General features: G+C 71.7%; 1 pseudogene. It reads left to right on the forward strand.

Annotated elements, in window-relative coordinates:
- A pseudogene (locus ACNPM4_RS18235) lies at positions 1 to 651 on the forward strand (cell division ATP-binding protein FtsE); the annotation flags it as partial.

Raw genomic sequence — 651 nt, forward strand, 5'->3', positions numbered from 1 at the left:
ATCGTCCGCAGGTGCTGCTCGCCGACGAGCCCACAGGCAACCTCGACCCTGCGACTTCCGTCGACATCATGCAGCTTCTCGCTCGCATCAACGCCGGCGGCACGACCGTGCTGATGGCTACGCACGAGGCCGGCTTCGTCGACCAGATGCAGCGCCGGGTGATCGAGCTGCGCGACGGCGAGATGGTGCGTGACGAGGTTCACGGCGGATACGGCGACACCTCCAACATCCCGCGCCTCGTGCCGGAGAAGGTGCGCGGTGCTGCCGCCGCAGCGGCGTTGACGGCGGTGCAGGAGGTCCAGCGTCAGACGGCGGACCTCTCCTCGGTCCGCGCTGCCTTGGCCGAGGAGCTCAGCTCCCAGCGGAAGGCCGCCGCAGACGAGCGCGCCTCGGATGCTCCGGCAGGTGCTCCGCAGAAGGCCGAACCCCCGCGCACGGTCGAGCCACCGGAGTCGAGCGCCGTCCCGGCGACCGGCGCCATCGCCGCTGTCGTGGAGCCGCCGACCGTCGTGGAACCACCGGCCGTCGTCGAGCCGCCGACCGTGACGGAGCCGCCGGCGGTCGTCCGACCGCGCACGCACCCGATCACCCTGCCCACCGTCGATGTCGCCGAGCTCGGAGTCGCAGATCGCCTCGGGCTCTCCGACGAAG

The organism is Microbacterium umsixpiens (assembly GCF_053543675.1).